General features: G+C 70.6%; 2 protein-coding genes. Both read right to left on the bottom strand.

Features of this window, described 5'->3' with window-relative positions:
* Nucleotides 1–452: TSUP family transporter (locus ACTIR_RS23670; protein WP_034240382.1), on the bottom strand; the 452-nt coding region annotated here is incomplete at its 3' end.
* Nucleotides 453–582: 130 nt separating this feature from the next.
* Nucleotides 583–3,390 carry an aconitate hydratase gene (locus ACTIR_RS0115360; RefSeq protein WP_026454945.1) on the bottom strand — a complete coding sequence of 936 codons (2,808 nt, stop codon included), beginning with the start codon at nt 3,388–3,390 and terminating at the stop codon, nt 583–585.
* Nucleotides 3,391–3,853: the final 463 nt, after the last annotated feature.

Raw genomic sequence — 3,853 nt, 5'->3', positions numbered from 1 at the left:
TGCTGGTACAGCAGCGCCAGCGGCGGTCCGCCGATCGAGGCGGCGGTACCGAACGTGCCGCTGGCGATCCCCGCGACCAGCAACGGTCCGGGCCGCGGGCGCGGCCGCCAGGACACCAGCGACAGCACCACGCACACCAGCACCGCGAGCCCGACCACCGTCGCGAACGGACCCGGGGCGAGCACCGCGACGGCCAGGACCCCGAGCGCCGTTCCGGGGATACGCCCCAGCATCGCCCAGCGCACCCCGGGCCAGTCGGTGTCCTCGCGTTCCCGCACCACCGACAGCACGGCGTGGGCCAGCGCGACGACCAGCAGCGGGACCGGAACCAGCGCGGGATCGACCAGGGCCAGCAGCGGCGCCGCGATCAGGTTCATGCCGTAGCCGACGGTGCCCTGCACCAGTGCGCCCGTGAACACGGCCAGCCCCGCGAGGATCGCGGCGAGTGTCATCGCGAACTCCAATCGGCGGGGGTGCCGGGCCTCGCCTTACCCGTGGAAACGGCCCGCCGCGGGACGCGGGGTCGCGCGGCGGGCCGTTCCCGGATCGTCGGTCGGGCCGGAGGTGCTCCGGCGCCGGGTCTCAGGCGGTCATCTTGCGCAGCACGTACTGCAGGATGCCGCCGTTGCGGTAGTAGTCGGCCTCACCCGGGGTGTCGATGCGCACCACGGCGTCGAAGGTGACCGTCGAGCCGTCGTCCTTCGTGGCGGTGACCCGCACCGTCTCGGGCGTCTCCCCGTTGTTCAGCGTGGTGAGCCCGGCGATGTCGTAGGTCTCCGTGCCGTCCAGGCCGAGCGAGTCCGCCGAGGACCCGTCCGGGAACTGCAGCGGGGCCACGCCCATGCCGATGAGGTTCGAGCGGTGGATGCGCTCGAACGACTCGGCGATCACGGCGCGCACCCCGAGCAGCCGGGTGCCCTTGGCGGCCCAGTCCCGCGACGAGCCGGAGCCGTACTCCTTGCCGCCCAGCACCACCAGCGGCGTGCCCTGCGCGGCGTAGTTCTGCGCGGCGTCGTAGATGAACGCCTGCGGGCCACCGGGCTGGGTGAAGTCGCGGGTGTAGCCGCCCTGCACGTCGTCCAGCAGCAGGTTGCGCAGCCGGATGTTGGCGAACGTGCCGCGCACCATCACCTCGTGGTTGCCCCGGCGGGAGCCGTAGGAGTTGAAGTCCTTGCGCTCGACGCCGTTCTCCATGAGGTAGCGGCCCGCGGGGGAGTCCGCCTTGATCGCGCCGGCCGGGGAGATGTGGTCGGTGGTGACCGAGTCGCCCAGCTTGGCCAGCACCCGGGCGCCGGAGATGTCGGTGACCGGGTCCGGCTCGGCGCCCATGCCCTCGAAGTACGGGGGCCTGCGCACGTAGGTGGACTGCGGGTCCCACGCGAACGTCTCGCCCTCCGGGGTGGGCAGCGACTTCCACCGCTCGCCGCCGTCGAAGACGTCGGAGTAGTCCGAGGTGAACATCTCCTGGGTGATGGCCGACTCGATCGTTTGCTGGATCTCCTGCGGCGACGGCCAGATGTCGCGCAGGAAGACGTCGTTGCCGTCGCCGTCCTGACCCAGCGGCTGGTTCTCGAAGTCGAAGTCCATCGTGCCCGCCAGCGCGTAGGCGATCACCAGCGGCGGCGAGGCCAGGTAGTTCATCTTGACGTCGGGGTTGATCCGGCCCTCGAAGTTGCGGTTACCGGACAGCACCGACACGGCCGCGAGGTCGTTCTCCGAGACCGCGGCCGAGATCTCCTCGGGCAGCGGGCCGGAGTTGCCGATGCAGGTGGTGCAGCCGTAGCCGACCAGGTGGTAGCCCAGCTTCTCCAGGTACGGCCACAGCCCGGCCTTCTCGTAGTAGTCGGTGACCACCTGGGAGCCGGGTGCCATGGACGTCTTGACCCACGGCTTGACCGACAGGCCCTTCTCGACCGCGTTGCGCGCCAGCAGCGCCGCACCCAGCATCACCGACGGGTTCGAGGTGTTGGTGCACGAGGTGATCGAGGCGATCACCACGGCGCCGTGGTCGAGCACGAACTCGCCGCGGTCCGGCGAGGACACCTTGACCGGCTTGCTGGGCCTGCCGTCGGCGCCGAGGGCTGCCGAGTGCACGGCCATCGAGTCGTCGTCGGCGAACTCCAGGGCGGGCGAGTCGCTGGCCGGGAAGGACTCCTCGGAGGCCTCGTCCATCTTGGTGTGCGGCACGGGCCCGTGGTCGGTCACGTACTCGCGCACCGAGCTGCGGAACGACGGCTTGGCCTCACTGAGCGCGATGCGGTCCTGCGGACGCTTCGGACCGGCGATGGACGGCACCACGGTGGACAGGTCCAGCTCCAGGTACTCGGAGTACTCCGGCTCCCGGGCGGGGTCGTGCCACAGGCCCTGTTCCTTGGCGTAGGCCTCCACCAGCGCGAGCTGGTCGTCCGAGCGGCCGGTGAGCTTGAGGTAGCGCAGCGTCTCGTCGTCGATCGGGAAGATCGCGGCGGTGGAGCCGAACTCGGGGCTCATGTTGCCGATGGTGGCGCGGTTGGCCAGCGGGACCGAGGCCACGCCCTCGCCGTAGAACTCGACGAACTTGCCGACCACACCGTGCCGCCGCAGCATCTCGGTGATGGTGAGGACCACGTCGGTGGCGGTCGCGCCGGGCGGGATCTCCCCGGTAAGCTTGAACCCGACCACCTTGGGGATCAGCATGGACACGGGCTGGCCGAGCATCGCGGCCTCGGCCTCGATCCCGCCCACGCCCCAGCCGAGGACGCCGAGGCCGTTGACCATGGTCGTGTGCGAGTCGGTGCCCACGCACGTGTCCGGGTAGGCCTGGCCGTTGCGGGCCATGATCGAACGGGCGAGGTGCTCGATGTTGACCTGGTGCACGATGCCGGTGCCGGGCGGGACGACCTTGAACTCCTCGAACGAGTTCTGCCCCCAGCGCAGGAACTGGTAGCGCTCCCGGTTGCGCTCGTACTCGATCTCGACGTTGCGCTCGAAGGCGTCGGAGCGGCCGAACACGTCGATGACCACGGAGTGGTCGATGACCATCTCGGCGGGCGCGAGCGGGTTGACCTGGTCCGGGCTGCCGCCGAGGTCGGTCACGGCCTCCCGCATCGTCGCGAGGTCGACGACACAGGGCACACCGGTGAAGTCCTGCATCACCACGCGGGCCGGCGTGAACTGGATCTCGGTGGCCGGCTCGGCCTTCGGGTCCCAGCCGCCGAGCGCGCGGATGTGCTCGGCGGTGATGTTCGCGCCGTCCTCCGTGCGCAGCAGGTTCTCGAGCAGGATCTTCAGGCTGTACGGGAGGCGCTGGGACCCCTCCACCTTGTCCAGGCGGAACACCTCGTAGGAGGCGTTGCCGACCTGGAGCGTGTCCCTGGCGCCGAAGCTGTTCTTACTGGCGGGTGCAGTCACGTTGTCTCCATGGCGGCGGTTGTTCGGGTAGCAGCAGGTCGAGTCTTGCGCACCTGCGTAGCGGCCGCACTGATGCGTCGGACCGTCCTGCTTAAACCGTACGCTCGTACTTTTTACAGTCAAGGTCAGGATAGCCGAAGACCCCGTACGGCGGTGTGGTAGCCGGGCCGTCGGCCCCGGAGGCGGCGGTCACACCCCGGTCGCCCGGGCCTGTCCCCGGCCCCCCTCCTCCCCCGTCCGTGTGGCCGTCCGTCCCCCTGTCCGGCGAAAACCGCACTCCGGAACCGGTGTTCCGCGTGGTGCGCACGGTGCGCGTGGGGTGCCGGTGGCACAGTCCGATTACCGGGACGCGAGGAGGTGACACCGGTGCTGACCAGTGCGGACGGCGCGCCGCGCCGCGGCGACGGGCGCCGCCGTCGGGCCGTGGTGACCGCGGTGGTCGCCGTCCTGCTCCTCGGCGGGG

The sequence above is a fragment of the Saccharomonospora iraqiensis subsp. iraqiensis genome (genome assembly GCF_000430445.1).
Lineage (GTDB): Bacteria > Actinomycetota > Actinomycetes > Mycobacteriales > Pseudonocardiaceae > Saccharomonospora > Saccharomonospora iraqiensis.
Note: the sequence above shows the minus strand (reverse complement) of the source record. Positions and strands in the feature narration are given on the sequence as shown.